The 26,689-nt window shown below is 73.7% G+C and carries 26 protein-coding genes; 8 read left to right on the plus strand and 18 right to left on the minus strand.

All coding sequences use genetic code 11. From position 1 onward, the window contains the following. Entirely contained in the window at positions 1-3,864 is a 3,864-nt protein-coding gene (locus AC0QR5_RS06325) for a Pls/PosA family non-ribosomal peptide synthetase (protein ID WP_329862724.1), read from the plus strand. Beyond that, the gene (locus AC0QR5_RS06330) at positions 3,861-5,258 is read left to right on the plus strand and encodes a M1 family metallopeptidase (protein ID WP_329862722.1); all 1,398 of its coding nucleotides are present in this window, start codon (positions 3,861-3,863) and stop codon (positions 5,256-5,258) included. The genes AC0QR5_RS06325 and AC0QR5_RS06330 overlap by 4 nt, the downstream gene beginning before the upstream one ends. On the opposite strand, the gene AC0QR5_RS06335 is transcribed toward AC0QR5_RS06330, so the two are convergent. Continuing rightward, positions 5,209-5,949 carry a 4'-phosphopantetheinyl transferase superfamily protein gene (locus AC0QR5_RS06335; protein ID WP_329862720.1) on the minus strand — a complete coding sequence of 247 codons (741 nt, stop codon included), beginning with the start codon at positions 5,947-5,949 and terminating at the stop codon, positions 5,209-5,211. The genes AC0QR5_RS06330 and AC0QR5_RS06335 overlap by 50 nt on opposite strands. Positions 5,950-6,007: 58 nt before the next feature. Between AC0QR5_RS06335 and ppk2 the strand changes: the two genes are divergently transcribed. Continuing rightward, positions 6,008-6,892: a polyphosphate kinase 2 gene (ppk2, locus tag AC0QR5_RS06340; protein ID WP_329862718.1), complete on the plus strand. Its 885-nt coding sequence runs from the start codon at positions 6,008-6,010 to the stop codon at positions 6,890-6,892. A gap of 60 nt (positions 6,893-6,952) precedes the next feature. Further along, positions 6,953-8,077, plus strand: a complete 1,125-nt coding sequence (locus AC0QR5_RS06345; protein ID WP_430633605.1) for a YbaK/EbsC family protein — start codon at positions 6,953-6,955, stop codon at positions 8,075-8,077. Positions 8,078-8,120: 43 nt separating this feature from the next. Here the strand turns inward: AC0QR5_RS06345 and pheT are convergent, their stop codons facing one another. Genes pheT through AC0QR5_RS06360 form a run of 3 tightly spaced genes read right to left on the minus strand, consistent with a single transcriptional unit; the run spans position 8,121 to position 12,558 of the window. Further along, the gene (gene pheT / locus AC0QR5_RS06350) at positions 8,121-10,664 is read right to left on the minus strand and encodes a phenylalanine--tRNA ligase subunit beta (protein ID WP_329862716.1); all 2,544 of its coding nucleotides are present in this window, start codon (positions 10,662-10,664) and stop codon (positions 8,121-8,123) included. 3 nt (positions 10,665-10,667) lie between these two features. After that, entirely contained in the window at positions 10,668-11,753 is a 1,086-nt protein-coding gene (gene pheS / locus AC0QR5_RS06355; protein ID WP_329862714.1) for a phenylalanine--tRNA ligase subunit alpha, read from the minus strand. A gap of 49 nt (positions 11,754-11,802) precedes the next feature. Beyond that, positions 11,803-12,558, minus strand: coding sequence for an LppM family (lipo)protein (locus AC0QR5_RS06360; protein WP_329862712.1), 756 nt, complete (start codon positions 12,556-12,558; stop codon positions 11,803-11,805). A gap of 90 nt (positions 12,559-12,648) precedes the next feature. Between AC0QR5_RS06360 and AC0QR5_RS06365 the strand changes: the two genes are divergently transcribed. Then, positions 12,649-13,092: a hypothetical protein gene (locus AC0QR5_RS06365; RefSeq protein WP_329862710.1), complete on the plus strand. Its 444-nt coding sequence runs from the start codon at positions 12,649-12,651 to the stop codon at positions 13,090-13,092. Here AC0QR5_RS06365 and AC0QR5_RS06370 read toward each other — a convergent pair. Next, a complete protein-coding gene (locus AC0QR5_RS06370) occupies positions 13,089-13,733 on the minus strand; it encodes a pyroglutamyl-peptidase I (RefSeq protein WP_329862708.1) in 645 nt (214 codons plus the stop codon). The two genes, AC0QR5_RS06365 and AC0QR5_RS06370, sit on opposite strands and share 4 nt — an antisense overlap. 77 nt (positions 13,734-13,810) lie before the next feature. Between AC0QR5_RS06370 and AC0QR5_RS06375 the strand changes: the two genes are divergently transcribed. Continuing rightward, complete coding sequence (locus AC0QR5_RS06375; RefSeq protein WP_329862706.1) at positions 13,811-14,962, plus strand: Rv2578c family radical SAM protein; 1,152 nt, start codon at positions 13,811-13,813, stop codon at positions 14,960-14,962. A gap of 121 nt (positions 14,963-15,083) precedes the next feature. Next, positions 15,084-15,521, plus strand: coding sequence for a bleomycin resistance protein (locus AC0QR5_RS06380; RefSeq protein ID WP_329862704.1), 438 nt, complete (start codon positions 15,084-15,086; stop codon positions 15,519-15,521). Here AC0QR5_RS06380 and AC0QR5_RS06385 read toward each other — a convergent pair. From AC0QR5_RS06385 to infC, 6 genes are all read right to left on the minus strand, one after another. Continuing rightward, on the minus strand, positions 15,518-15,961 hold the full coding sequence (locus tag AC0QR5_RS06385) for a (deoxy)nucleoside triphosphate pyrophosphohydrolase (protein ID WP_329862702.1): 444 nt from the start codon (positions 15,959-15,961) through the stop codon (positions 15,518-15,520). The two genes, AC0QR5_RS06380 and AC0QR5_RS06385, sit on opposite strands and share 4 nt — an antisense overlap. Further along, positions 15,958-16,917: a cation diffusion facilitator family transporter gene (locus AC0QR5_RS06390; protein WP_329862700.1), complete on the minus strand. Its 960-nt coding sequence runs from the start codon at positions 16,915-16,917 to the stop codon at positions 15,958-15,960. Before AC0QR5_RS06390 ends, AC0QR5_RS06385 begins: the two co-directional genes overlap by 4 nt. A gap of 90 nt (positions 16,918-17,007) precedes the next feature. Then, positions 17,008-17,904, minus strand: a complete 897-nt coding sequence (locus AC0QR5_RS06395) for a TrmH family RNA methyltransferase (RefSeq protein WP_329862698.1) — start codon at positions 17,902-17,904, stop codon at positions 17,008-17,010. An 85-nt stretch (positions 17,905-17,989) separates the two neighbouring features. Next, the gene (gene rplT, locus AC0QR5_RS06400) at positions 17,990-18,694 is read right to left on the minus strand and encodes a 50S ribosomal protein L20, sunset domain variant (protein WP_329862696.1); all 705 of its coding nucleotides are present in this window, start codon (positions 18,692-18,694) and stop codon (positions 17,990-17,992) included. A gap of 104 nt (positions 18,695-18,798) precedes the next feature. Further along, positions 18,799-18,993 carry a 50S ribosomal protein L35 gene (gene rpmI / locus AC0QR5_RS06405; RefSeq protein WP_329862694.1) on the minus strand — a complete coding sequence of 65 codons (195 nt, stop codon included), beginning with the start codon at positions 18,991-18,993 and terminating at the stop codon, positions 18,799-18,801. Between the two features lie 121 nt (positions 18,994-19,114). Further along, entirely contained in the window at positions 19,115-20,092 is a 978-nt protein-coding gene (infC, locus tag AC0QR5_RS06410; RefSeq protein WP_475372502.1) for a translation initiation factor IF-3, read from the minus strand. 309 nt (positions 20,093-20,401) lie between these two features. On the opposite strand from infC, the gene AC0QR5_RS06415 reads away from it, so the two are divergent. Continuing rightward, positions 20,402-20,770, plus strand: a complete 369-nt coding sequence (locus AC0QR5_RS06415; RefSeq protein ID WP_329862692.1) for a DUF1844 domain-containing protein — start codon at positions 20,402-20,404, stop codon at positions 20,768-20,770. A 201-nt stretch (positions 20,771-20,971) separates the two neighbouring features. Here AC0QR5_RS06415 and AC0QR5_RS06420 read toward each other — a convergent pair whose 3' ends face one another. The 7 genes from AC0QR5_RS06420 to AC0QR5_RS06450 form a co-directional block, all read right to left on the minus strand. Continuing rightward, the gene (locus AC0QR5_RS06420; protein ID WP_329862690.1) at positions 20,972-22,303 is read right to left on the minus strand and encodes an MFS transporter; all 1,332 of its coding nucleotides are present in this window, start codon (positions 22,301-22,303) and stop codon (positions 20,972-20,974) included. Continuing rightward, complete coding sequence (locus AC0QR5_RS06425) at positions 22,300-23,190, minus strand: SseB family protein (RefSeq protein WP_329862688.1); 891 nt, start codon at positions 23,188-23,190, stop codon at positions 22,300-22,302. Before AC0QR5_RS06425 ends, AC0QR5_RS06420 begins: the two co-directional genes overlap by 4 nt. A 16-nt stretch (positions 23,191-23,206) precedes the next feature. Then, positions 23,207-23,950, minus strand: coding sequence for a bifunctional 1-(5-phosphoribosyl)-5-((5-phosphoribosylamino)methylideneamino)imidazole-4-carboxamide isomerase/phosphoribosylanthranilate isomerase PriA (priA, locus tag AC0QR5_RS06430; RefSeq protein ID WP_329862686.1), 744 nt, complete (start codon positions 23,948-23,950; stop codon positions 23,207-23,209). A 60-nt stretch (positions 23,951-24,010) separates the two neighbouring features. Further along, complete coding sequence (locus AC0QR5_RS06435) at positions 24,011-24,160, minus strand: hypothetical protein (protein WP_329862684.1); 150 nt, start codon at positions 24,158-24,160, stop codon at positions 24,011-24,013. Beyond that, a complete protein-coding gene (gene hisH, locus AC0QR5_RS06440) occupies positions 24,160-24,795 on the minus strand; it encodes an imidazole glycerol phosphate synthase subunit HisH (protein WP_329862682.1) in 636 nt (211 codons plus the stop codon). Before hisH ends, AC0QR5_RS06435 begins: the two co-directional genes overlap by 1 nt. 1 nt (position 24,796) lies before the next feature. Continuing rightward, positions 24,797-25,417 (minus strand): imidazoleglycerol-phosphate dehydratase HisB, encoded by a 621-nt coding sequence (hisB, locus tag AC0QR5_RS06445; protein ID WP_329862680.1) that lies wholly within the window; start codon positions 25,415-25,417, stop codon positions 24,797-24,799. Between the two features lie 68 nt (positions 25,418-25,485). Then, complete coding sequence (locus AC0QR5_RS06450) at positions 25,486-26,631, minus strand: histidinol-phosphate transaminase (RefSeq protein ID WP_329862678.1); 1,146 nt, start codon at positions 26,629-26,631, stop codon at positions 25,486-25,488. Between the last annotated feature and the right edge of the window lie 58 nt (positions 26,632-26,689).

The following is a 26,689-nucleotide window of genomic DNA, read 5'->3' on the forward strand; positions in this document are numbered from 1 at the left end:
GTGACGCACTACCTCCCGCAGTACCCGGCCGGGGAACACGCCCCGGCACCGCGGACCCTCGTCGACATCCTGCGCGCGAGCGCCGAGGCCCACCCCGACGCCCCGGCCCTCGACGACGGCCACGACGTCCTGAGCTACGCCGAACTGCTCGACGCGGTGAAGCAGCAGGCCGTCGTCCTGCACACCGCGGGACTCGGCGCGGGCGACCGCGTCGGGGTGAGGATCCCCTCCGGCACCAACGAGCTCTACATCGCGATCCTCGCCGCGCTCATGATCGGGGCCGCGTACGTCCCCGTCGACGCCGACGACCCCGACGAGCGCGCCCGCGTGGTGTTCTCCGAGGCCCGCGTGGCCGGGATCCTGCGCGGCGACGGAAAGATGGTGCTGGAGAAGGGGCGGCCGGCCCCGTTCCCCTCGCCGCGGGAGGCCGCGGGCGGGGACGATGCCTGGATCATCTTCACGTCCGGGTCCACCGGGACCCCGAAAGGCGTCGCGGTGACCCACCGCTCGGCCGCCGCGTTCGTCGACGCCGAGGCCCGCATCTTCCTCTCCGCCGAACCGCTCGGCCCGCAGGACCGCGTCCTGGCGGGACTCTCCGTGGCCTTCGACGCCTCGTGCGAGGAGATGTGGCTCGCGTGGCGGCACGGCGCCTGCCTCGTGCCGGCCCCGCGCTCCCTCGTCCGCTCCGGCATGGACCTCGGTCCGTGGCTCGTCACGCGCGGAATCACCGCCGTCTCCACGGTCCCGACGCTGGCCGCCCTATGGCCCGCCGAGGCCCTGGAGAACGTCCGCCTGCTGATCTTCGGCGGCGAGGCCTGCCCGCCCGAGCTCGCCGCGCGGCTCGCCGTCCCGGGCCGCGAGGTCTGGAACACCTACGGCCCGACGGAGGCGACCGTGGTCGCCTGCGCCGCGCGGATGGACGGGCGGGGACCGGTGCGGATCGGCCTGCCGCTCGACGGCTGGGACCTCGCCGTCGTGGACGACGCCGGCGTGCCCGTCGGCGACGGAGAGACGGGTCAGCTCATCATCGGCGGCGTCGGCCTGGCCCGCTACCTCGATCCCGCCAAGGACGCCGAGAAGTACGCGCCCATGGACACCCTCGGCTGGGAGCGCGCCTACCGTTCCGGGGACCTCGTCGTCGCCGACCCGGAGGGCCTGCTGTTCGTGGGCCGGGCGGACGAGCAGGTCAAGCTCGGCGGGCGCCGGATCGAGCTCGGCGAGGTCGACGCGGCCCTCCAGGCCCTTCCCGGCGTCTCCGGTGCGGCGGCCGCGGTCAAGACGACGGCGGCGGGCAACCAGGTCCTCGTCGGCTACCTCGCCGCGGCGCCGGAGCACGACCTCGACGCCGCGCGCGCACACCTCGCCCAAGAGCTCCCGGCAGCACTCGTCCCGCTCCTCGCCGTCGTCGCGGACCTCCCGACCAAGACGAGCGGCAAGGTGGACCGCGACGCGCTCCCCTGGCCGCTCCCCGGGGTGGGGGACGCCGAGGGCTCCCTCCCTGAGCTCGACGAGGATGCCCGCTGGATCGTCGAGCAGTGGGGTGCCGTCCTCGGCGCGCCCGCGACGAGCCTCGACGCCGACTTTTTCGCGAGCGGCGGCGGATCGCTCTCCGCGGCCCAGCTCGTCTCCGCGCTGCGGGCCCGCTATCCATCCGTGACGGTCGGCGACGTCTACTCGCATCCCCGCGTGGGGGCCCTCATCGAGTCCCTCGGCGGCCATGTCGCCGCGGCGCCCGTCGACCCGCGCACCGTGCGCCGCACGACGCGCAAGGCCCAGGTCTTCCAGACCCTCATGGGCATCCCCCTGTTCATCCTCGTCGGCATGCGCTGGCTGACCTACGCCATGGCGGCGAACAACCTCCTGTCGGCGTGGGGCGGCTTCACCGCCGCGCCCACCGTGTCCTGGTGGTGGGTCCTCGCCTGCTGGCTGGTCTTCGTCAGCCCGCCGGGCCGGATGGCGCTCACCGTGGTGGCCGCGCGCATCCTGCTCCGCGGGCTCGAGCCGGGCTCCTACCCGCGCTCCGGCAAGGTGCACCTGCGCTTGTGGCTCGCGCAGCAGATCTCCGACCTCGTCGATCCCGTCAGCCTCGCGAGCGCCACGTGGGTCCCCTACTACGCGCGGGCACTCGGCGCCAGGATCGGCCGCGACACCACCCTGCACTCGGTCCCCCCGGTGACGGGCATGCTGACCCTCGGCCGCGGGGCCGCGATCGAGCCGGAGGTCGACCTGTCGGGCTACTGGCTCGACGGCGACCGCATCCACGTCGGGCACGTCAAGGTCGGAGCGGGAGCGACCGTCGGGGCGCGGAGCACGCTGCTTCCCGGCGCGGTCGTCGCCGACGACGCCGAGATCGCCCCCGGCTCCGCGGTGGCCGGCACCACGCGCCCCGGGCTGGCCTACTCGGGCTCCCCCGCCACGCGCACCGGCAAGGCCAAGCCCGGCTGGCCCGACGAGCGGCGGCGTCAGCGCGCGGCGGCCACGGTGGGCTTCGGCATCGCCTCGGCCTCGCTGTCCCTCGTTCCCTATGCCGGCGTTGCCGCCGCCGCGGCCGCCGCCGCGCTCATGATGCGCGGCGCCCCCGGCCTGTCCGCGGCGCTGCCGCAGCTGCTGGCCGCGGTCCCCCTCGCGGCGGCCGTCTGGTTCGCCGTAAACATGGTCCTCATCGCCGGCGCCGTCCGGCTGCTCTCGATCGGCATCACCGAGGGCTGGCATCCCGTCCGCAGCCGGGTCGGCTGGCAGGTGTGGGCCACCGAGCGCCTCCTGGACATGGCCCGGGACCTCCTCTTCCCTTTGTATGCGAGCCTCTTCACCCCGGCCTGGCTCCGGATCCTCGGCGCCAAGGTCGGCCGCGACGTCGAGGCGTCCACCGTCCTGCTGCTGCCCAAGATGACCACGATCGGCTCCGGCGCCTTCCTGGCCGATGACACGATGGTCGCCTCCTACGAGCTCGGGGGCGGATGGATGCGGATCGCGCCGGCGAAGATCGGCAAGCGGGCGTTCCTCGGCAATTCGGGCATGGCCGGCGCGGGGCGGCGCGTCCCGAAGAACGGACTCGTCGCCGTCCTCTCGGCCACCCCGCCCAAGGCCAAGGCCGGATCCTCGTGGCTCGGCAGCCCGCCCGTCAGGCTGCGCCGCACCGCCGTCGCCTCCGACGAGTCCCGGACCTTCAATCCCCCTGCACGGCTCAAGGTGGCCCGCGCCGTCTGGGAGCTCTGCCGGTTCGTGCCCGTCGTCGTGACCGTCGGCGTCGCGGCCTTGGTGCTCGCGGCCCTCGACGCCCTGGCCCTGTGGGCCGGATACGCCACGGCGGCGGCCCTGAGCGGCGCGGTCATGCTCGCCGCGGGCGCCCTCGCGGCCGGCTCCGCCGTCGTCGCCAAGTGGGTCCTGGTCGGCCCCATCCGTGCCGGCGAGCACCCGCTGTGGAGCTCGTTCATCTGGCGCAACGAGGTCGTCGACACCTTCATCGAGATGGTCTGCGCCCCGTGGTTCGCCCGCTCCGCGGCGGGCACGCCCGCCCTGGTCTGGTTCCTCAGGGCGCTGGGGGCCCGGATCGGCCACGGCGTCTGGTGCGAGAGCTACTGGCTGCCGGAGGCCGACCTCGTCTCGCTCGGCGACTCCTCGACCGTGAACCGGGGCTGCGTCGTGCAGACCCACTTGTTCCACGACCGCGTCATGGCGATCGACACGGTGTCCCTCGGTGCCGGTTCGACCATGGGCCCGCACGGCGTCATCCTGCCCGCGGCCTCGCTCTCCGACGGCGCGACGGTCGGCCCGGCGTCGCTCGTCATGCGTGGAGAAAACGTCCCTCCGTCCAGCTACTGGATGGGCAACCCCGTCAAGCCCTGGAGCCGTCCCGCCACATGAGCCCCAAGACCAAGAAGAACGACGACGCGACCGCCCTGCCGGACCCGTACGCGCCCGGCTCGGGCAGCCCGGGCTACCGCGTGCTCCGCTACGTCCTGGACCTCGAGTGCAAGCTCGCCGGCAACCGGCTCGACGGCCGGGCCAGGGTCTCCGCCACGGCGCTGGCGGAGCTGGATCGGATCGAGCTGGACCTCGTGGGCCTGACGGCCTCGAAGATCCTCGTCGATGCCCGCAAGCCCGCCCGGTTCGCGCACCGCAACGGGCGCCTCGTCATCACGCCGGCCGCACCGCTGCCCGAGGGCTCGCGGTTCGAGCTGGACATCCGCTACGGCGGCAATCCCCGGCCCCGCCGCGGCCCGTGGGGCGAGATCGGCTGGGAGGAACTCGAGGACGGCGTCCTCGTCGCCGGCCAGCCGACGGGCGCGGCGACCTGGTTCCCGTGCAACGACCACCCGAGCCAGAAGGCCCCGTTCGAGGTCCGCGTCAGCACCGACGCCGGCTACCGGGCCGTCTGCAACGGCACGCTCGTGGGTCACGGGCGCAAGGCGAGCCGCGAGTCGTGGCACTACGTCCAGGAAGAGCCCATGGCCACCTACCTGGCCACGCTGCAGATCGGGCGCTACGGGCTGGAATCCCTGGCCGAGGCCGGAACGGGGACCGGACACGCCCGGCACGTGGCCGCCGAGCCCCTGCCGCGGCAGGACCTCGCCGCCCCCGCGCCCCTGGTCCCCGCGGCCCGCCGGGCCCTCGCCCGGCAGCCGGAGATGATGGCCGCGTTCAGCGAGGCCTTCGGCCCGTATCCCTTCGGTGCCTACACCGTGGTGGTGACCGAGGACGAGCTGGAGATCCCGCTCGAGGCCCAGGGGATCTCGATCCTGGGGCGCAACCACCTGGCCCCGGGCTGGGAGCAGCAGCGCCTGATCGCCCACGAGCTCTCCCACCAGTGGTTCGGCAATTCGCTCACTGCCGGCGCGTGGCGCGACATCTGGATGCACGAGGGATTCGCCTGCTACGCCGAGTGGATCTGGTCCGAGGCCTCGGGCGGCCCCGACTGCACCGCGCGCGCCCGCGACGCGTGGTCGATGCTGTCCCGGCTGCCCCAGGACCTCCGGGTCGGGGATCCCGGTCCGGAGGACATGTTCGACGACCGCGTCTACAAGCGCGGCGCCCTCGCCGTCCACGCCCTGCGCGCCTCGCTCGGGGACCACGTCTTCTTCGCCATGCTGCGGGCCTGGACGGGCTCGCGGCGCCACGGGACCGTGGACCATGCGTGCTTCGTGCGGCATGTCGACGACCACGCTCCGGAAGGGTTCTCCGCCGAGGCCGTCCTGGCTCCGTGGCTGTTCAGCGAGTCGCTGCCGCCGTTCCCGGCAGCAGCACCAGCGCGGCCGTAAGCCCGGCGGGGGCCTCCCAGGACAGACCGGGGTGGGCCAGCAGGGCGCCGTCGAGCCCGAGGGCCGGATGCCTCCCCGCGCCCTCGACCGCGGGCGGCCCGCCGGGGCCGGTGATGCCCTCCCCGAGGGCCTTGCCCAGGGCCTCCTTGGCGGCCCACCACCGGGCGCGCCGTGCCGGGCGTCCGGCCGCGGGAAGCGCCGCGAGCAGGGCGCGTTCGGCGGCGGAGAGGACGACGGCGTCGAGCGCCGGCTCCGCGAACGCCGGGTCCGCTGGATCGGCGAGGTCCACGCCCAGGCGCGCCCCGGCGTCGTCCTCGAGTCCGGCCAGCAGGAGCCAGCCCGCGCAGCGCGAGTAGCTCAGCGCCCACGGCAGCTCCCGTCCACCCCGCGTCAGCACCGGCCGGCCGTGGCCGCCGCTCCCGCAGCGCGGACACCGCTGCTCCAGGGCCAGCCCGGCCGGCGCGCCGAGTCCCCAGGCGGCGGAGGCGAGCTGCCGGACCAGGAGCCGGCCCGCGGTGAAGCGGTCCCGCGGCGCTCCGGCGAGGTGGGCCGCCGCGCGCGCCGCCTCCATCCCGCCCAGCCACGCGCGCGGCAGGCCGGAACCTGCCGCGAGCGGGGCGGCCGCGAGCAGCACGGATCGGCCCGCGGCGGGCACGGGCACGCTGCCCGCGAGGAAGGACACGTCGGTCACCACCCGGGGACCTCCTCCCGTTCACCGCTCGTTCACGCCCCCAGACTAGCTTGGGCCCATGAACCAGCTCGACCTGAACGGCCTCGGCTACACCGTCCTCGACGAGGACGACGACGACCCCGTGCTCCTGGCCTCCGACGGCTCCCCCGTCGACACCTGGCGGCAGGACTACCCCTACGGCGAGCGCATGGACCGCGACGCCTACGAGCTCGAGAAGCGCCTCCTGCAGATCGAGCTGCTCAAGCTGCAGAACTGGGTGAAGTCGACGGGCCGGCGCCTCCTGCTCGTCTTCGAGGGGCGCGACGCCGCAGGCAAGGGCGGCACGATCAAGCGCTTCACGGAGCACCTGAATCCCCGCGGCGCGCACGTCGTCGCGCTCGAGAAGCCGAGCGAGCGGGAGGAGTCCCAGTGGTACTACCAGCGCTACGTGCAGCACTTCCCCGCCGCCGGCGAGATCGTGATGTTCGACCGCAGCTGGTACAACAGGACCGGCGTCGAGCGCGTCATGGGCTTCTGTTCGCGCCAGGAGTACGAGCGATTCATCGCCCAGACGCCCGCGTTCGAGAAGCTCCTCGTGGACGACGGGATCGACCTCGTGAAGTTCTGGTTCTCCGTCTCCCGGGCGGAGCAGCTCACGCGCTTCACGATCCGCCAGATCGACCCCGTGCGGCAGTGGAAGCTCTCCCCCATGGACCTCGCCTCCCTCGACAAGTGGGAGGCCTATACCGAGGCCAAGGAGGCCATGTTCAAGGAAACGGACACCGCGTGGGCGCCGTGGACCGTGGTGAAGTCCAACGACAAGAAGCGTGCCCGCGTCGCCGCGATGCGCCACGTCCTGAGCCTCTTCGAGTACGAGGGCAAGGACCACGCGCTCGTCGGCGTGCCCGATCCCCTGCTCGTGGGGCCGGCCGCCGCGGTCATCGCCGACGGCGAGGAGTTCTAGCGCTCGCGCCCCGGGACTAGGCTGGTGCACCACGGCAGACGCGAAGGGACGGTGGCCGGCATGGGTTCCCCACAGGAGGGCGCGGAACGCGCCCGCGAGGCCTGGCGGCCGATGCTCGCCGCCCTGGCCAACACCGAACAGCGGATCCTCCTGGCGGAGCTCGTGGCCGAGGAGGCCCGGCGCACGGGCGCCACCGTGTCCGGGTCCCGCCGCCCGCAGGCGCTGCGCCGGCTCGCCGCCTCGGGGCTGCTCGTGGAGGACGCCGGCGGCTGGCGCGTGGACGCCGGGGCCCTCAAGGCCGCGCTCGCCGCGCCGCGGGCAGAGGCGGGATCCGGATCCGCGACGGGCGACGAGGTGATCGACCGCTTCGTCGAGGACGGGAGGATCGGCACCTACCCGGCCCGGCCGTCCCAGCGCCTCCGGCTCCTGGCATGGGCGGCGTCGCGCGCCCTGTCCCCCGGCGAGCGCCTCGACGAGGCGGCCGTGAACCGCCGCCTCGAAGCGATGACGGACGACGTGGTCACCCTCCGCCGCTACCTCGTCGACGCGGGGCTCGTGGAGCGCACGGCCGACGGTTCGGCCTACACCCTGGCCGGAGACCAGCCGGACGCGCCGGACGCACCGCAGGGCCCGGAAGACGGTCCGACGCCGGGCGGAGCCGCCGGGCGTGGGGCGGGGCACCGCGGAGCGGACGCCCCCGCCGGGGCTGAGGCCGCGGACGACGGGGCCGCGCGGGCGCTCGCGGCCGCCCGCGCCGCCGGGCTGGAGGTGGAGCAGACCCGCCACGGGCGGGTCTCGAGCCTCGAGGAGGCAGCGGCCGCGCGCGGGATCGAGCCGCGCGACCTCGCCAAGACGCTCGTCGTCCGCCGCGGCGAAGACGACTACCTGATGGTCCTGGTCCCCGGGGACCGGACGTTCTCGTGGGCCAAGCTCCGCGCCGTGCTCGGCACCAACCGGCTCTCCATGCCGGATGCCGCGACCGCGCGCTCGGTCACGGGCTACGAGCGCGGCACCATCACGCCGTTCGGGGCGCAGCGCCCCCTTCCCGTGGTCGCGGACCTCGAGCTGTCCGGGCGCCGGATCTCGATCGGCGGTGGGGCCCACGGCGTCGGGCTGAGCCTCGACGCCGACGCGGCGCTCTCCGCGCTCGCCGCGACGCTCGCTGACATCTCCGACGCCGGATAGCACCGTTCGTCCGGCCCCGGCGTCGTACCGTCCGGTGGTTCCGTCAGCGCTGGACGGCCCCGAACCGCTCGACCGCTGCGGAGACGGCCGCCGCACGGGCCTCGGAGGCCTCGTCGGCGGTCAGGGTGCGGTCGGCGGCGCGGAAGCGCAGGCCGAAGGCGAGCGACTTGGATCCCTCCTCGATCCCGGGCCCCGCGTAGACGTCGAAGAGCGCGATGTCCTCGAGCAGCCCACCGGCGCCCTCGCGCAGCGTCTCGAGCACGTCCGCCGCGACGACTCCGGCATCGACGACGAGCGCGACGTCCTGCGTGCTGACGGGGTAGGTGGAGATCGGCCGGGCCACGATGACGTCGGCCGCGGCGTCGAAGACCGCCTGGGCGTTGAGCTCGAAGGCCACCGTGCGCACCGGAAGGTCGAGCTCCTTGAGCAGCTTCGGGTGCAGCTCGCCCGCGTAGCCGAGGTGCTCGCCCGTGCGCAGCGACAGCGCTGCCGTGCGGCCCGGGTGGAACGCCTGGTGGCTGCCCTGGGCGACGACGATCTCGACGCCGAGCACCTCGCCGACGCTCAAGGCGGCGTCGATCGCGTCGGCGTGGTCCCACGCCCGGGGCGCGTGCCCGGCGGCGGGGGCCGACTCGTGGCCCGTCAGGACCCCGGCCAGGTGCCACGGCTGCTCCGGGATGCCGGCCAGAAGCCCGTCGAGGACCTCCTGGGACGGCAGCTCGCCGAGCGGCGGCAGGACCGGGGAGCCCAGCGTGTCTCCCGGCAGGAAGACGAGGCCGCCCTCGTAGAGCGCCAGGTCGCGGAAACCGCGCCCGTGGTTGCGGCGGGCCGTCTCGAGCAGCCCCGGCAGCAGGGAGGTGCGCAGGTAGCCGAACTCGGAGGAGATCGGGTTGGCGAGCCTGACCGCGGCGACCTCGGCGCCGGCCTCGGCCGCGCCGAACAGGGCGTTCTGCGCGGCGGAGGCGAACGGATAGCTCAGCACCTCGGTCAGCCCGGCGTCGGCGAGCCCCTGCAGGACGCGGCGGCGCTGCTGCTGGGCCCGGGTCAGGCCGCGCCCCGGCGGGGCCACGGGCAGCGTCGCGGGGATCTGGTCGTAGCCGACGAGGCGGGCGACCTCCTCCACGAGGTCCTCCTTGACGGCCAGGTCGGGACGCCAGCTCGGGGCCGTGACCCGCAGGCCGCCGTCATACTCCTCGACCCGGGCGCCGATCCCCTCGAGGGAGGCGCGCAGCTGGTCCGGCGTGTAGTCGATCCCGACCAGTCCCGCGGCGAAGCCGTCCGGGAGCTCGATGACCACGGGGGCGGGACGCGTTCCGACGTCCGTCGCCGTGGTGTCCGCCGCGCCGCCGGCGAGCTCGACGAGCAGGTCCACGGCGCGCTGGGCCGCCTCGTCGGCGACTTCCCAGTCGACGCCGCGCTCGTTGCGCTTGGAGGCCTCGGAGGGCAGCTTGTGGCGCCGGCGCGTGCGGCCCATCGAGATCGCGTCGAAGTGCGCGGACTCGATGAGGACGTCCACCGTTGCGTCGCCGACCTCGGTCTCGGCCCCGCCCATGACGCCGGCCAGGCCGATCGGGCCGCGGTCGTCGGTGATCAGGAGGTCCTCCGTGGACAGCGCGCGGTCCTTGCCGTCGAGCGTCGTCAGCCGCTCGCCCTCGTGGGCGCGGCGCACCACGATCGCCCCGCGCAGCGCGGCGGCGTCGTAGAAGTGCAGCGGCTGTCCGAGCTCGAGCATGACGTAGTTGGAGATGTCCACGGGCAGCGAGATCGAGCGGATCCCGGCGAGCCGCAGGCGCGAGGCCATCCAAGGCGGCGTCGGTCGGGCGGGGTCGATCCCGCGCACGGTGCGGGCGACGAAGCGGTCGCAGCCCGGCGTGCCGTAGATCGGGGCCTGGTCCTCGAGGCGGACCTCGTGCCCGGGCCCGGTGGCGGGGTGAACGGCCACGGCGGCCGCGGGATCGGTGAAGCCGGTCCCCGTGGCCAGCGCGTACTCGCGGGCGACCCCGCGCAGCGAGAAGCAGTAGCCGCGGTCCGGGGTCACGTTGATCTCGGCGGCCTCGTCGGTCAGGCCGAGCAGCTCCAGGGCGTCGGTCCCGGGCTCCGGGTCCAGGCCCAGCCGGGACAGGACGATGATCCCGTCGTGGTCGTCGCCGATCCCGAGCTCGCGCGAGGAGGCGATCATGCCGGCCGAGACGTGGCCGTAGGTCTTGCGGGGGCTGATCCTGAAGTCCCCGGGCAGCACGGCGCCGGGCAGGGTCACGACGACCTTGTCGCCGGCCTCGAAGTTGTGGGCACCGCAGACGATCCCCTGCACGCCGGAGGGGTCGATCCCGTCGCCGGCGAGCGTCTGGGGGGCTCCCTCGGGCACGACGCGGACCTGGCACCAGTTGATCGTCTTGCCGTTGGACTGCGGCTCCTTGACGACCTCGAGCACCTGCCCGACGACGACGGGGCCGCTGATCTGGTCGGCGGGACGGTGGACGTCCTCTTCCTCGAGGCCGACCTTCACGAGCTCGGCCATGACGTCTTCCGCGGTCGCGTCCGCGGGGAGCTGCGTGTACTCGCGCAGCCAGGAAAGGGGAATACGCATGCCTTAGATCTCCATCCCGAAGTGCTGGCTGAAACGGACGTCGCCCTCGATCATGTCGTGCATGTCGGCGACGTCGTTGCGGAACATGAGGGTGCGCTCGACGCCCATGCCGAACGCGAACCCGGTGTAGGCCTCCGGGTCGATCCCGGCGGCGCGCAGCACGTTCGGGTTGACCATGCCGCAGCCGCCCCACTCGATCCAGCGCGGCCCGCCCTTGGCGCCGGGGTGCCAGATGTCGAGCTCGGCGGACGGCTCGGTGAAGGGGAAATAGGCCGGGCGCAGCCGGATCTCGGCCTCCGCGCCGAACATCTGCCGGGCGAAGTGCTCGAGGGTGCCGCGCAGGTCGGCCATGGTCAGGCCCTTGTCCACGGCGAGGCCCTCGAACTGGTGGAAGACGGGGGTGTGCGTGGCGTCGAGCTCGTCGGTGCGGAAGGTGCGCCCCGGGCACAGCACGTAGACCGGCAGCTCCCGCTCGAGCAGCGAGCGGACCTGGACGGGCGAGGTGTGCGTGCGCAGCACGAGGTGGGCCTCGGGCGGCTCGACGAAGAACGTGTCCTGCATTTCGCGGGCGGGATGGTCCGGCTTGAAGTTCAGGGCGTCGAAGTTGAACCACTCGGACTCGACCTCGGGCCCCTCGGCGATCTCCCAGCCCATGCCGACGAAGATGTCGGCGACGCGGTCCTGCAGCACGGACAGCGGGTGGCGGGCACCCGCGCGGCGGCGCCGCGGGGCGGCGGTGACGTCGACGGACTCCTCGACGAGGATGCGGGCGGCGTCCTCCTCCTCGAGGACCGCCGTGCGGGCGGCGAGGGCCTGGTTCAGGCGGCCGCGGGCGGCGCCGACGATCTTGCCCGCGACGGCCTTCTGCGACTTGTCGAGCGTGCCGATCCCGCGGTTGGCCAGGCTCAGCGGGGACTTCTCGCCGGTGTGGGCGAGGCGGGCCTGCTTGAGCTGCTCGAGGTCGGCGGCCTCGGCGAAGGCGGCGAGGGCGCGTTCGACGGCGGCGCCGACGGCGGCCTCGTCGGTCGGGTGGGGGACGCCGGTGTCCGTGGCGGTGGCGCCGACGGAAGGCGACGAGACGTCAGACATGGAGGTGCACGGCCTTTTCGCTGGAGGATCGTGGATTCTGCCCTCCAGTCTAGAACAGGCCGCCGCCGCGCCCCGACCGGGCCTCCGGGCGCGGCCCGTCATCGGCCGCCGGTTGCGACTCGCCGCCGCGCGGCGGAAGGCCCCCGCGGCGTCGGCGGCGCTCGGCGGCGAGCTTGAGCGCAGCGAATCCCGCGAGCCCGGCGAGCACGGCGGCGCCCACGCCGGCGAGGACGCCCCCGGGGATCCCGCGGCCGGTGTCCTCGGCGACGGCGTGGAGGGCGCCTCCCGCCGTGAGGTCGAAGACAACGATGTTGCCCTCGACGGCGGCGCCGTCGCTCGCCTCGAGAACGCGTCCGGGGAAGGTGCTCGAGAGCCTCGCCTCGTTGAACACGGCCCTGGCCTGCTCGAGCTCCGCCCCGCTGGCGGCCGTGGTGGCCGTGAAGCGGAACCGGCCGTCGCGGTGCTCCAGCCGCGCGCCCTCCAGCGCGCCGCCGTCCACCGCGGCCGCCTCGGCGAGGGAAAAGCCCTCCGCCGTGAACCGGTACCCGGTGTAGCCGTCCTCCTCGTGGGCCTCCCGGACGGCGTCGGCCGGCAGGCCCTGGAACGGGTCGCTGCCCCCGGGCAGCTGCCCGAGGAGGTCCTCCACGGATTGCCCGTCGAGCACGTCGCGGTTCACGGCGAACACGAGCGAGGCATCGGCGGAAGCGGGGTCATGGACCACGAGGTCGATCCCGAGCCGGACGCAGCCGCTGAGCACGAACACGGCCGCCAGCAGCGGGATCAGGATGCGGAGCTTCCTGGACATGTGGCTTCCCTCGGTGCGGGCGGCCCGTCCGCCGCCGTGTGCAGAACACTACCGGCGGCGGCGGTGCCGTGCCATCGCTAGGCTTGGCCCATGGTCGATGTCAAGCGCGTCCGCACGATCGCGAACTGGGCCAACCTGAGCACGCCGCTGGGCCTGGGCCTCGCGGCGGCAGCGGGCTGCCCCGTGCGCCCGTACCGCGACGGGATCCTCGTGGCCTCGGGGTACCGCCCGCGCCTGCCCGTCGCGGGGGCGTTCACGATCGGCAGCGTCGTGTTCCTGCGCGCGCACCTGGCCCCCGCGGAGCGGCATCCGGGGCTCATGGCGCACGAGGAGCGCCACGCGTCCCAGTACGCGGCGTGCCTCGGCCTTCCCTTCCTCCCGCTGTACTTCGCCGCCGCTGCCTGGTCCCTCCTGCGCACCGGGGATCCAGCATCCAGGAACGTGTTCGAGCGCCGCGCCGGGCTGTCGGCGGGCGGGTACCGGGAACGTCCCGTGCGCCCGATCGCCGCGGTCCTGCGCAGGACGCCGGGCTAGTGCTCGGCTCCCGCCGCGAGCGCGACGTCGGGGGCACCGCTGAGGGCCTCGAGCGCGGCGATCTCAAGGGCCCGGGCCAGGAGGGGGACCGTGATCCCGGTTCCCCCGTCCGCGGCGTCGACGGCCGGGACGTGGACGAAGCCGCCCGCGGGAGGCCCGTCCCCCGCGGCCGTCCGTGATTCCAGGGCGTGCATCAGGTGATAGAAGACCTGGTTGCAGACGTAGGTCCCCGCGGTCTGCGAGACCTCGGCGGGGATGCCCGCGGCGCGCAGGGCGGCGAGGGTGCGCTTGAGAGGCAACCGGGTGAAGTAGGCCGCGGGACCGCCGTCGACGACGGGGACGTCGACGGGCCGGGCGCCCTCGTTGTCCGGGATGCGGGCGTCGATGACGTTCAGCGCCGCCCGCTCGAGCGAGACGGCGCCTCGCCCGGCGGCGAGCCCCGTGCAGAGGACGACGTCGGGGCGGAACCGCTCGAGCGCCTCCTCCAGCCGTTGCCCGGACCGGGAGAACACGCAGGGAAGCTCGACGGCCTCGGCGTCGTGGCCCGCGGCCCGCAGCACCCCGGCCGCGGCGCGTGCCGCGAGGATGGAGGGGTTCTCGGCGGCGCCGTCGAAGGGCTCGAAGCCGGTCAGCAGGATCATGGGCCCATCGTATCCGGCACGGTCCTGCCGCGTTCGAAGGACTCGACATTGCTTCGAATCTATGTTCTACTCAAGGTGTGAGATGGGAAGCTCAGCTGATCCGGCAGCCAGCCGGATCGCCGGAAGCGGGGACCGCCGGCCAGGTCGGCGCCCCGCTTCCGCTCCGCGGGATCCTCCGCAGCGTCACGACGCCCGCCTTCGACGGAATCACCTTTCACGAGGTCCTCTCCAAGAGCGCGCTGAACCGGGTTCCCGAGGCCTCCGGCATGCCCTTCCGCTGGACCGTGAACCCGTACCGCGGGTGCAGCCACGCGTGCGTCTACTGCTTCGCCCGCAAGACCCACAGCTACCTGGATCTCGACACGGGAGCCGATTTCGACGCCCAGCTCGTCGTGAAGGTCAACATCGCCGAGGTCCTCGCCGCGGAGCTGCGCCGTCCGTCGTGGGCCGGCGAGCACGTGGCCCTGGGCACCAATACCGACCCCTACCAGCGGGCGGAAGGGCGCTACCGGCTGATGCCGGGGATCATCCGCGCCCTCGCCGGATCGGGGACGCCGTTCTCCATCCTGACCAAGGGCACGCTCCTGGCCCGCGACCTCGAGCTGCTCACCTGGGCCGCCCGGCGGGTGCCCGTCGGCGTCGGCCTGTCGATCGCCATGACCGACGATTCCCTCAGCGCCCGGATCGAACCGGGCACCCCCTCGCCCACGGCGCGGTTGCGCCTCCTGCGGCGGCTCGTCGACGCGGGCGTCGACGCGTCCGTGATGGCCATGCCCGTGCTCCCGTGGCTCAGCGACTCTGACGAGTGCCTCGACGCGCTCTGCGGCTCGCTCGCCGCGGCCGGAGCCTCGAGCGTCACCGCGGGCCCGCTCCACCTGCGCCCCGGGGCCCGGGAGTGGTACTTCGCGTGGCTGCGCACCCACCGCCCGGACCTGCTTCCGGGCTACTCCCGCCTCTTCGCGCGCGGGTCGACGGCGGATCCGCAGTACCGTTCCTGGCTCGCGGGCCGCATCCGGCACTTCCGCACCCGCCACGGGCTCGCGGCCGGCGGCGGCGCCTTTCGCGAGGCGCAGGAGAGGGCGCGGGAGCTGCGTGCCTCCCACGGCCACGCGGACGCAGCGGCCGGACGGGGCCACGCAGCGGCGGGGCCGGGAAGCCGTTCCCGGTCCAGGGCGGCCGCGTCGGGCCGGGCGCCGGCGGGGCAGGACGCGCTGTTCACGCTGCCGTGAGTCCCCGGCGGCCGGGCCGGGTCAGGACGCGTGCCCCACGGCAGGGCGCCGCCGTCCGTGCCGCGAACCCGCCAGCGGCCGGGGCGTTGTCCCGCGCCACGGGCTTGGATAGGCTCGCGGTATGGCCACCCTGGAAGCAGCAGCGACCGTGTTCCCCGTCATCGACATCGAGCGGGCCATGTCCCACTACGCGAGCCTCGGCTTCGACGTCACCGGCTACGACGGCGACGAGGCCTACGCCTACGCCCGGCGCGACAACGTCCGTATCCACTTGTGGGAGGCACCCACCCTGGATCCGGCCGAGAACTTCGCCTCGGCCTTCGTCTACGTGGACGACGCCGACGAACTGGCCACCGAATGGCGCCGGGCCACGGACGGGCGGGGCTACGACTCCCCCACGAGCGATCCCGTGGACACGGAGTACGGGCTGCGGGAAGGCGCGCACGTGGATCCCGACGGCAACCTGATCCGCTTCGCCCATCCGCTGGGCGGCCGGCGCGACGCGGCGGCCTCCGGAGGCGCCGCGGCCGGGGCGTTCACTCCGGCCGAGTCGAACTAGGGCCGCGCCGAATCAGGTCCGGCCACGGCCTCCTCCAGGAGCGCCCGCACGATCGGCAGGTCGGCCGGGATCCAGTCCAGGGCCAGGGCCTCGTCCCCGAGCCGCACCCAGCGCAGCTCGTCGTGGTCCTCGAGGGGCGCGGCCACGCCGTCGGACACCTCGGTGAACCAGACGCGCATCGCGGCCGTGCCCGCGAGCGGCCAGCCACGGGGCGTCGGTCCGACGAGCTCCGCGCCGAGGACCGCGCCGATCCCGAGCTCCTCACGGAGCTCGCGCAACAGCGCTTCGCGGCAGTCCTCCCCCGGCTCCACCTTCCCGCCGGGGAACTCCCACAACCCGGCCAGGTGCTCGGGGCTGGAGCGGCGCGCCGCCAGCAGCCGCGACGGCTCCGCGAGGGAGTCGACGATCGCGGCCCCGACGATCTGCCGTCCCGCGGTCACGGGGTCCCGTCCAGCCCGGCGCCGGACGGGGCCGGCCGGGACGCGGCGTCCCGATCGAGGTCCGGCTCGAGGTAGATGACGGTCCGCAGGGGAACGGCCGCGCGGATGCGCGACTCCGCGGCGTCGATGCCGGCGGCGATCTCGGCCCCGCTCGCGCCGGCTCCCACGGAGATCTTGGCGGCGACGAGGATCTCCTCGGGCCCCAGGTGCAGCGTCTTGAGGTGGATGATGCCCGTGCCGTCGGAGGTGATGGCCTGCTCGATCGCGGCGACGTGCTCGCGCGTCGCGGACTCGCCGAGCAGGAGGGACCGGGTCTCGACCGCCAGGATCGCGGCGATGACCACGAGCAGCAGGCCGATCATCGCCGTTCCGAGGGCGTCGTAGACCCCGTTGCCGGTGATGAGCGTCAGCGAGACGCCCAGCAGCGCGAACACGAGGCCGCACAGGGCGCCGAGGTCCTCGAGGAGGATGACGGGCAGCTCGGGCGACTTGGCGCGGCGGACGAACTGCACCCAGCCGCTGCGTCCGCGCACGTGGTTCGACTCGATGACCGCGGTGCGGAAGGACAACGACTCGGCGATGATCGCGCCGACCAGGACCACGAGGGGGACCCACCACCAGCGTCCCTCGATGCCGTGGGGGTGCAGGAACTTCTGGTAGGCCTCGTACAGCGCGAACAGCCCGCCGACGCTGAAGAGCACGATCGAGACGATGAAGGAGTAGATGTAGCGTTCCCGGCCGTAGCCGAAGGGGTGCTCGGGGCTCGCCTGACGCGTCGCCTTCTTGCCTCCGATGAGGAGCAGGACCTGGTTCCCGGAGTCGGCGACGGAGTGGATGGCCTCGGCGAGCATCGACGAGGACTGCGTCACGAGCCACGCCACGAACTTGAAGACCGCGATGGTCAGGTTGGCCGCGAGTGCGGCGACGACGGCCTTGGTGCCACCGGATGCTGCCATGGAGTCAACCTCTTTTCCCCCGGACGCGGGGAGCCTGGGCCTCCCCCGGCGCGACGGGGCCGCGGCCGGGCGGACCGGACGGCGGCCTGCCTAGCCGCGCGTGCCTCCGCGCCGCTGGGCCCGTGCCGAGGCGTACAGGCATACGGTAGCGGCAGTTCCGACGTTGAGCGATTCAGCCACACCGTAGAGCGGCACCGCCACGCGGCGCGAGGCCAGCCTCAGCTCCTCCTGGGCGAGGCCGGCGCCCTCGTTGCCGAAGAGCCAGGCGGTGGGACCGGCGAGCACGCCGGGTTCCTCCCCGCCCAGGTGGCGGCGGACGGCGTCGTCCTGCAGTCCATCGAGGTCGTCGCTGCCGTAGCCGTCGGCGGCCAGCACGGAGAGCCCGGCCTCCCGCAGCGCCCCGGCGGCCGCCTCGAGGGGCACGCCCGTGACGACGGGCAGGTGGAAGAGGGAACCGACCGTGGAGCGGACGGCCTTGGGGTTGTAGATGTCGACGCTGCCCTCGGTCAGCAGCACGGCATCGGCGCCCGCGGCGTCGGCCGCGCGCAGGATCGTCCCCGCATTGCCGGGGTCCTGGACGCGGCACAGCACGGCGACGAGCCGCGGGCGCGCCTCGAGGACGTCCTCGAGGCGGGTGCGGGGCAGGCGGCACACCGCCACGACGCCCTGCGGCGTGACCGTGTCCGCCATCGCCGCGACGACCTCCGGCTCCGCCAGGCGCAGTTCGACGCCGGCCGACTCCGCGGCGAGCTCCGGGTGGCGCCGCAGGCACTCCCCGGTCGCGTAGACCTGTTCGACGACGGCATCGCCGCCATCGCGCGCACGTTGGCCCTGCAGGCGCAGGGCCTCGCGCACGGCCTGCGGCCCCTCGGCCAGGAACAGCCCGGTCTTCTGCCGTCCCTGGCGCGTGGCCAGACGGGCGACCTCGCGGACCCGGTCGGCCCGCGGATTGGACAGGACGGGAGGAGGCGACGCGGGGCGGATCATGGGAAGACTCTATCGGGGAACGCCGCAGGGGGCGGAACCACGATGGGTTCCGCCCCCTGCGGGGTGCTGCCGTCGGTGCGGGGACCTAGGCGTCCTTGATCTGCTGACGGGCCTCGCCGCCGGCCGGCTCGAAGCCGGCGGCCTTGGCGGACTCGATCGAGTCGAACCAGTACTCGGCGACGGTCTGCTCGTACCAGGTCGAGCCGGGCACGTGGTACTTGTTGGACTGCGCGTTGCCCTTGATGACGAAGCCCTCCGGGGCGGCCTCGCCCTCGACGGCCTTGCGGGCGCCGGCGGCCTCGGCCTTGGCGGCCGGGGTGGCGGCGTCGGCGTCGGTGGCGGCGGGAGCCTCGACCTTGGCCGCCTTCGGCGCGGCCTTGGCGGCCTTCGGTGCGGCCGGAGCGGCAGCGGCCGGCTTCGGTGCGTTGACGTCGGCCGGCAGGGCCTCCTTGGCGACCTTGACCAGCGCGGCGAAGGCGTTGGCATCGGAGACGGCCAGCTCGGCGAGCATGCGGCGGTCGACCTCGACCTCGGCGGCCTTCAGGCCCTGGATGAGGCGGTTGTAGGTCAGGCCGTTGGCGCGGGCAGCGGCGTTGATGCGCTGGATCCACAGGCGGCGGAAGTCGCCCTTGCGCTTGCGGCGGTCGCCGTAGCTGTACACGAACGAGTGCAGCAGCTGCTCCTTGGCCTTGCGGTAGAGGCGCGAACGCTGACCACGGTAGCCCTTGGCCCGATCGAGGACGACCCGGCGCTTCTTGTGGGCGTTGACTGCCCGCTTCACACGTGCCACGTGTGTACTCCTTAATATCTGGCCCCCGGTGCGCCGATCATGCGGCGGCGAGCCCGGAGGGAACTGCGTGAATGGATGGGAGCGGGGGCTCCCGGTGCGTCTGCTTAGAGGCCCAGCATCCGCTTGATGGTCTTGGTGTCGGCCTTGGAGACGATCAGGTCGCCCTTGAGCCGGCGGGTCAGCGTGGAGGGCTTGTGCTCCAGGTAGTGGCGGCGGTTGGCCTGCTGGCGCTTGAGCTTGCCGCTGCCGGTGAGCTTGAAGCGCTTCTTGGCACCGCTGTGGGTCTTGAACTTCGGCATGTCCGCCGTTCTCCTTACGTGCTCCCGTGTCCGCTGGCGGACCGGGGATCTTGCGGGCTTCCGGATCCGGAAGCCCGTGGGTGGGTGTGCATCCCGGTGGGGATGTGCCAGCCCGGTCCGCCTACTTGGCGGGACCCGGCTTGGCAGAGCTGCGGGGCGCCGGCTTCGGGGCCGGCCTGGGTGCCGCTGCGGCCGGCTTCGGGGCCGGCTTGGCCGCTGGCTTCGGCGCCGCCACGGCGGGCTTCGCCGCAGCAGGCTTGGCCTCAGCGGCCGGCTTGGCCACCGGCTTGACCTCCGCGGCCGGCTTGGCCGCCGCCCGGGGCTGGACCGGCGCGGTCTCCACCGGCTGGGCCGGCTTCTCCTCGGCGGGCTCGGCCGCCACCGGGACGTCCTCGGCGGCCGGGGCCTCAGCAGCTGCCGGCTCGGCCACTGCCTCGTCGACCACTGCCTCGTCGGCCGCCGCCTCGTTGGCGGCCAACTGCGCCTTCAGGCCTTCCGGCAGGGCGTCGCCCAGCGACTGCGACATCGCCGGCCGGTCCGCGTCGGTGTCGACCCGTTCCTTGCCCGCGGCCGCCTTCGCCTTGTCCTGCTCGCGCTGCGCCTGGCGGCGCGCCTCGGCCTTGGCCTCCGCCTTGTTCTTCAGGGGGCCGACGACCATGACCATGTTGCGCCCGTCGATCCGCGGCGTGGACTCGACGATGCCGACCGAGGCGACGTCCTCGGCGAACTTGTTCAGCAGGCGGATGCCCATTTCCGGACGCTGCTGTTCGCGGCCGCGGAACTGGATCATCGCCTTGACCTTGTCGCCGGCGGAGAGGAAGCGCAGGGCGTGGCCCGTCTTCGTCTCGTAGTCGTGCTTGTCGATCTTCAGGCGGAAGCGGATTTCCTTGAGAACCGTGTTGGTCTGGTTCTTCCGGGCCTCGCGCGCCTTCACGGCGGCTTCGTACTTGTACTTGCCGAAGTCCATCAGCTTGCACACGGGAGGCTTGGCCGTAGGCGCCACCTCGACGAGATCAAGATCGGACTCGGCGGCCAGACGCAAGGCGTCCTCGATGCGGACTACGCCCACCTGTTCGCCGTTGGGTCCAACCAACCGCACCTCCGGGACGCGGATTCGATCGTTAATGCGTGGATCGCTGATGTGTCACTCCTGCTGTTCGTGGTCCGAAGCCGCCCGCAACAGGAAAAGGCCTCCGGCTGCGGGGCAGGCGGAGGCCTTGGAATTCGTTGACGGACGGGCCGCCGGGTGGAGGTTGGACCTCCACCGCCGAATTGACCCGGCAGCCTCTGCGGCTATCGCGGGTGGGAGTCAGGCCTCCACTTGCATGCCTGCTTCGAACGGAAGGGGGCCACGTCACGGCGCCCCCCGAATGCACGAATCAGGTCGGTCTGTGGAAAGCTTAGCAGTATGAGCACCCCCGAATCGAATCCGGAGTCCGTCGCGCCCGAGGCCGGAGCCGTCCGAGACATCGCCGAAGTACCCGCCGTCGAGATCATCACGACGGCCGCCGTCCACTTGATGAGCGCCGCCGCGGTGAAGTGCGGCCTCGCCGCCGGCGACGACGCCGAGGACCTCAAGGACCTCGACGAGGCCCGCAAGCTGATCACCGCCCTCGCGGGCCTCATCACCGCCGCCGCCCCGGAGATCGGCAGCCAGCACGCCGCCCCGCTCCGCGACGGGCTGCGCTCGCTCCAGCTCGCCTTCCGCGAGGCGTCGACGATCCAGGACGCGCCGGGCCAGGGCCCGGGAGAGAAGTTCACCGGACCGGTGAACTGACCCCACGCCGGGAACCCACGGGGCCCCGTCGACCCGCCGTGACGACGGCGGGACGGCGGGGCCCCGCCGCGTCCGTCGACAAGAAGGGGCCGGGCGGCCCCGACGGGCCTCCCGCCCTCTGATGGTTCGGCGCCGGTGGGGCGGGCATCCCCGGCAGGCCTCCTGCCTGCTGGCGGTGGGGCGCGGTGGCGCCGGCCGGGATCAGGCGAGGATCCGCTGACCCCGGCCGCGACGGCGGCGCCGCAGGAGCTGGGCGGTCAACGCCGCCAGGCTCAGCAGGGATCCCGCAACACCGATCAGCACGAAGGCTGCGGCCGTCGAGCCGTTGTCGATCGCGAGGCCGACGAGCGGCGAGCCCAGCGCCGTGCCTCCCGTGAGCGCCGAGCCGTACCAGCCCATGGCCTCTCCGCGCCGCTCCTCGCGGACGAGCTCGGTCAGCCGCTCCGAGGCGGAGGCCAGGACCGGGGCGCACAGCAGGCCCGGGCCGACGGTGAGCAGCGCGAGCGTCAAGGTGTCCTGCGCGAACAACAGCGGGACGCTGAGCACGGACATCGCCAGGAGCAGGACGAGCGGCGGCAGCCTGAATGGCAGGGCGCCGTAGACGAGTCCGCCCACGAGCGACGCGCCGCACCAGAAGACGAACACGATCCCGAGCTCCGCCACGCGGTCCATGCCCTGCAGGACGGCGACCACGGCGACCTCGGATCCTGCGAGGACGAGCCCCGCCCCGGACGCTGCCAGGAAGACGCCCACCACGCCCGCCGTCACCCACGCGAAGCGGTGTCGGAAGCCCCGGCCGCGCTGCTGGATCCGACGCCGCGTCTCCTTGAGGCCGGCCGGGATCAGCTCGGCCTCCGCCTCGGCGAGGTGGAGGGGCGCCGCGGCGACGACGGACGCCTCGGCCCCCTTGCGTTCCTCGGCCGGTTCGCTCGGGACGACGGCGCCCGGTTGCCCCGAGCGCGTCGGCGGATTGAGCCACATGAGCACGAGTCCGCTCAGGGCCGCCGCGATCCCTACGCCGGTCAGCCCGAGCCGGGTCGACGCGCTCGTGGCGATGACGGCGGCGAGCGCGGGACCGCACATGAACACGAGCTCCGTGGCGATCGAGTCGAGGGCGAAGGCCGAGCGCCGCGTATCGCCCGCGGTCATCACCCCGAGCGCCTGGCGCACGACGCTGAAGACCGGAACCGCGAACACGCCCCCGACGAAGGCGAGCAGGAGGAGCCATTCGTAGGACACGTGTGGCGCGGCCGTCCATACCGCCCCCTCCACGAGGACCGAGGGCAGCAGGGCCCGGCGGAGCCCGTGGGTATCGACCTGACGGCCCCGCCACGGGGCACCGAGCGCGATGCCGACGGTCATCAGCGCCGCGACCGTCCCGGCGGCGGTCCACTCGCGGCCGAGCGTCTGCACGACGTGCAGCGTCAGCAGGATCCCGGCCGCGGAGTGCGGGAAACGGGCCACCATCCCGGCGGCGAGAAGCCAGGCGACGCCCGGTTGCCGCAGCAAGTGGGCGTATCGGACGAAGTTCACCTCTGGCCGGCTCCCGGCGCCCGGGTCGTGAGCGCCAGTTCGAGCGAGTCCACGCCCTCGCTGAAGGCGGTGTCGCCGCGCAACCGCTCCTGGATCCGGGCGACGGCCGCCCGGGCGCGCTCCGGCGTCGTACCCTGGGCGAACGCGATCTCCAGCCGCACTTCCGGACCGGATCCCCCGCCGGCGACGACGGCGCCGGAGGCCGTGCGCGAGGCGACCCCGCGCCCCGGCGCGGCGGTCAACCCGATGACGTCGGGCTCCTGGTCGACGAGGCCCTCGAAGAGCGCGGCGTGGCGCCCGTCGGCGTAGCCCGGGACCCAGGGCCGCTGCTTCGCGAGGGACCAGACGGCCGGACGCCGGACCACGAACGTGACGTCCGATCCCGGGTCCACCACCAGCAGCTGGGCCCCCTCGGACACCGCGGACAGGGCGGCGCGGGGTGCGAACACGGCCACGGGGCGGGCCTGGGGGTGCCAGGCGCGCAGCCGGTCCACGCCGGAGAACACGGGCAGGGCGGCGCGTCCGTCCGGGGCCGTGATGGTCACGAGCGCCATGTCCGCCTCCTTGTCCTCGGCGAAGCCGTGCTCGCCGAGCCCGCCCTCGGCCAGCGATGCGAGGACCGGGACGAAGACGCGGGCGGTCGCGAGGGAGGAGACGACGCCGGCCTCGTCGCCGGTGCCGGCCACGAGCGCGGCGACCGCCGCCTCGTAGCCGGCGTCCGGGAGTCCGTCGTCGGCGTCGAAGGCGTGCAGCGGATTGCCCTCCCCGGCCAGGTCGCGCCCGGACCACGGCTGTCCGGCGGAGTCGGCGGCCCCGCCCGCGCGGCGCAGCGCGGCCTCGATGTGCCCGGGCAGGTGCCGCCCCGGCGTCGTCCCCTCGGCGTCCATCGGCGCGGCCGCGCCCCTAGCGGCGGCCGGCGACGTCGAGCGCCTCCGGCAGGGTGAAGCGGCCGGCGTACAGGGCCTTGCCGACGATCGCGCCCTCGACGCCGGCGGGCACCAGGGTGCGCAGCACGCGCAGGTCCTCGAGGCTCGAGATGCCGCCCGAGGCGACGACGGGCTTGTCCGTGCGCTCGCACAACTGCGCCAGGAGCTCGACGTTGGGTCCGCGCAGCGTTCCGTCCTTGGTCACGTCCGTCACGACGTACCGCGCGCAGCCGGCGTCCTCGAGCCGGGCCAGGACCTCCCAGAGGTCCCCGCCCTCCTGCGTCCAGCCCCGGGCGGCCAGCGTGGTGCCGCGGACGTCGAGCCCGACGGCGATCTTGTCGCCGTGGCGGGCGATTGCGCGCGCCGTCCACTCGGGGTCCTCGAGCGCCGCGGTGCCCAGGTTCACGCGGGCGGCGCCGAACTCGAGCGCGCGCTCGAGGGAGGCGTCGTCGCGGATGCCGCCGGAGAGCTCGACCTTGATGGACAGCTGGTCGGAGACGCGGCGCAGCACCTCCGTGTTCTGTCCGCGCCCGAACGCGGCGTCGAGGTCGACGAGGTGGACCCACTCGGCGCCGTCGTTCTGCCACGCGAGTGCGGCCTCGAGGGGGTCGCCGTAGCCGGTCTCGCTGCCGGCCTCGCCCTGCACGAGGCGTACGGCCTGGCCGTCGGCGACGTCGACGGCGGGGAGGAGTTCAAGGATGGGCTCGTGGGGGGTGCTCATGGTCGGTGGCTTTCGTTCGGTGGCGGTTCGGTCGGAGGCGGCCGCGGGTGCGGCCGCAGCTCACAGGGTCAGGGCGTAGGCGGCGCCGAGCGCGAGGGCGGCGAGAAGCCAGCAGGCGGCGATCCAGGACACGTGCGCCTTCTGGCTCCGCAGCGACAAGGCGCCGCCGATCAGGAGGCCGCCGAGCGCCATCAGCAGGATGCTCCACATCAGAGCGTGCCCAGCCAGTTGCGCAGCAGCCGGGCGCCGGCGTCGCCGGACTTCTCCGGGTGGAACTGCACGGCCGAGAGCGGTCCGTTCTCGACGGCCGCGATGAACGGCACGCCGTGCTCGGCCCAGGTCACGGCCGGCGGCGTCATGCGCGGCTGCAGCACCTCGAACTCCCACCGCTGCACGCCGTAGGAGTGGACGAAGTAGAAGCGCTCGTCCTCGATGCCCTCGAACAACCGCGACCCCGCCGGCGGGGCCACCGTGTTCCACCCCATGTGCGGGACGACGGGCGCCTTCAGGAGCTCGACCGTTCCCGGCCACTCCCCCATGCCCTGGGTGCGGACGCCGTGCTCGACGCCCTCCTCGAAGAACACCTGGTGGCCGACGCAGATCCCCAGCACCGGGCGGCCGCCCGCGATGCGGCGGCCGATCTGCTGCACGGCGCCGACGTCCTTGAGCGCCTTCATGACGGCCGCGAACGCGCCGACGCCGGGCACCACGAGACCGACCGCCGTCGAGACGTCGCGGGGATCGCGGCTGAGCACGACCTCGGCGCCGGCCCGCTCGAGCGCCCGGACCGCGGAGCGGACGTTGCCCGAGCCGTAGTCGAGGACGGTGACGGAGGGGCGGGCCATCCTAAAGCGCGCCCTTGGTCGAGGGGATGGCCCCGCCAAGGCGGGCGTCCGGCTCGACGGCCGCGCGCAGCGCCCGGGCGAAGGCCTTGAACTGGGCCTCGACGATGTGGTGCGGATCCCGGCCGGCGACGACGTTCAGGTGGAGGCAGATCTGCGCGTGAAGCGTCAGGGCCTCGAAGACATGGCGCGTGAGCGAGCCGGTGAAGTGCCCGCCGATGAGGTGGTATTCCTGCCCGGCCGGCTCGCCACCGTGGACCAGGTAGGGGCGTCCGGAGATGTCGACGACGGCGTGGGCCAGCGCCTCGTCGAGGGGGACCGTGGCCTCCCCGAAGCGGCGGATGCCGGCCTTGTCGCCGAGTGCGGTCCGCAGGACCTCGCCGATCGTGATCGCGACGTCCTCGACGGTGTGGTGCACGTCGATGTGGGTGTCGCCCGTGGCCTCGACCGTGAGGTCGATCAGGGAGTGCTTCGCGAGGGCCGTGAGCATGTGGTCGTAGAACGGCACGGTCGTGCTGATGGTCGATTGCCCGGTCCCGTCGAGGTCCAGCTCGACGGAGACGGTCGACTCGCTGGTCTTCCGGCTCATCCGGGCGCGGCGGCCGCTCAGCAGTTCTGCAGTCATGGTGTTCCTCGTTCGGGCGTGGGTGGTGGCGGTGTGGTGCCGGTGGGCCGGCGTACAGTCTATCCGCGCTACGGGGCGTCGGGGGCGTGGCCGTCCGCGGTGGCCAGGGCCCCGGGCTCGGCCACCAGCAGGCGGAGGCGGTCCAGGAAGACCGTGGTCTCCTCGGGGGTTCCCGCGGTGACCCGGAGGTGGCCGGGGATGCCGACGTCGCGGATGATCACCCCGGCGTCGAGCAGGCCCTGCCAGACGCGCGAGGGGTGCGCGAGCCCTCCGAAGAAGACGAAGTTGGAGTCGCTCGGGGCGGGCGAGAGGCCCATCTGGGTCAAGGCCGCCACGATCCGGTCCCGCTGCTCCTTGATCGCCTCGACGTTGGCCAGCAGGGCGGCGACGTGCTTGAGCGCGGCGTTCGCGGTGGCCTGGGTGACGGCGGAGAGGTGGTAGGGCAGGCGCACGAGCCGGAGGGCGTCGGCGACCTCCGGAGCGGCGGCGAGGTAGCCGAGCCGGGCACCGGCGAGGGCGAAGGCCTTGCTCATGGTGCGGGAGACGATCAGGCGCTCGCGCCCCGGAAGGAGCGTGAGGGCGGAACGCGTTCCGGTCTGGGCGAACTCGGCGTAGGCCTCGTCGACGACGACGACGGTGCGGCTCGGCGTCCCCGCCTCGTAGACGGCTTCGACGACGTCGAGCCCCAGCGCCGTGCCGGTGGGGTTGTTCGGGGAACAGAGGATGACGACGTCGGGAGCGGCCTCGGCGACCTGCGCGGCGGCCGAGGCCGCGGTGAGCGCGAAGTCGTCCTCCCGGCGGCCGGCCACGTAGCCCGTGTCCGTGCCGCTCGCGAGCAGCGGGTACATCGAATAGGTGGGAGGGAATCCCATGACGGTGCGCCCCGGCCCTCCGAAGGCCTGGAGGATCTGCTGCAGCACCTCGTTGGAACCGTTGCCGGCCCAGATGTTCTCCGCGTCGAGTCCGTGGCCCAGGTAGGCGGCAAGACGAGTCCGGAGCTCGGTGAATTCCCGGTCGGGGTAGCGGTTGAGCCCGGCGGCGGCCGCTGCGACGTCGGCCGCGATGGCGGCCTGGACCTCGGCGGGGACCGGATGGGTGTTCTCGTTGACGTTGAGCTGGATGGGAACGTGCAGCTGCGGGGCCCCGTAGGGCTGCAGGCCGCGAAGGTTCTCCCGCAGCGGCAGGTTGGCGAGTCGCTCCAGCTGTTCAGTCACCGATTCAGTCTATTCTCCGCGGCCACGGCCCCGGGAATCGGCGGCGCCGGCCGGTAAC

The organism is Arthrobacter sp. J156 (genome assembly GCF_056172865.1).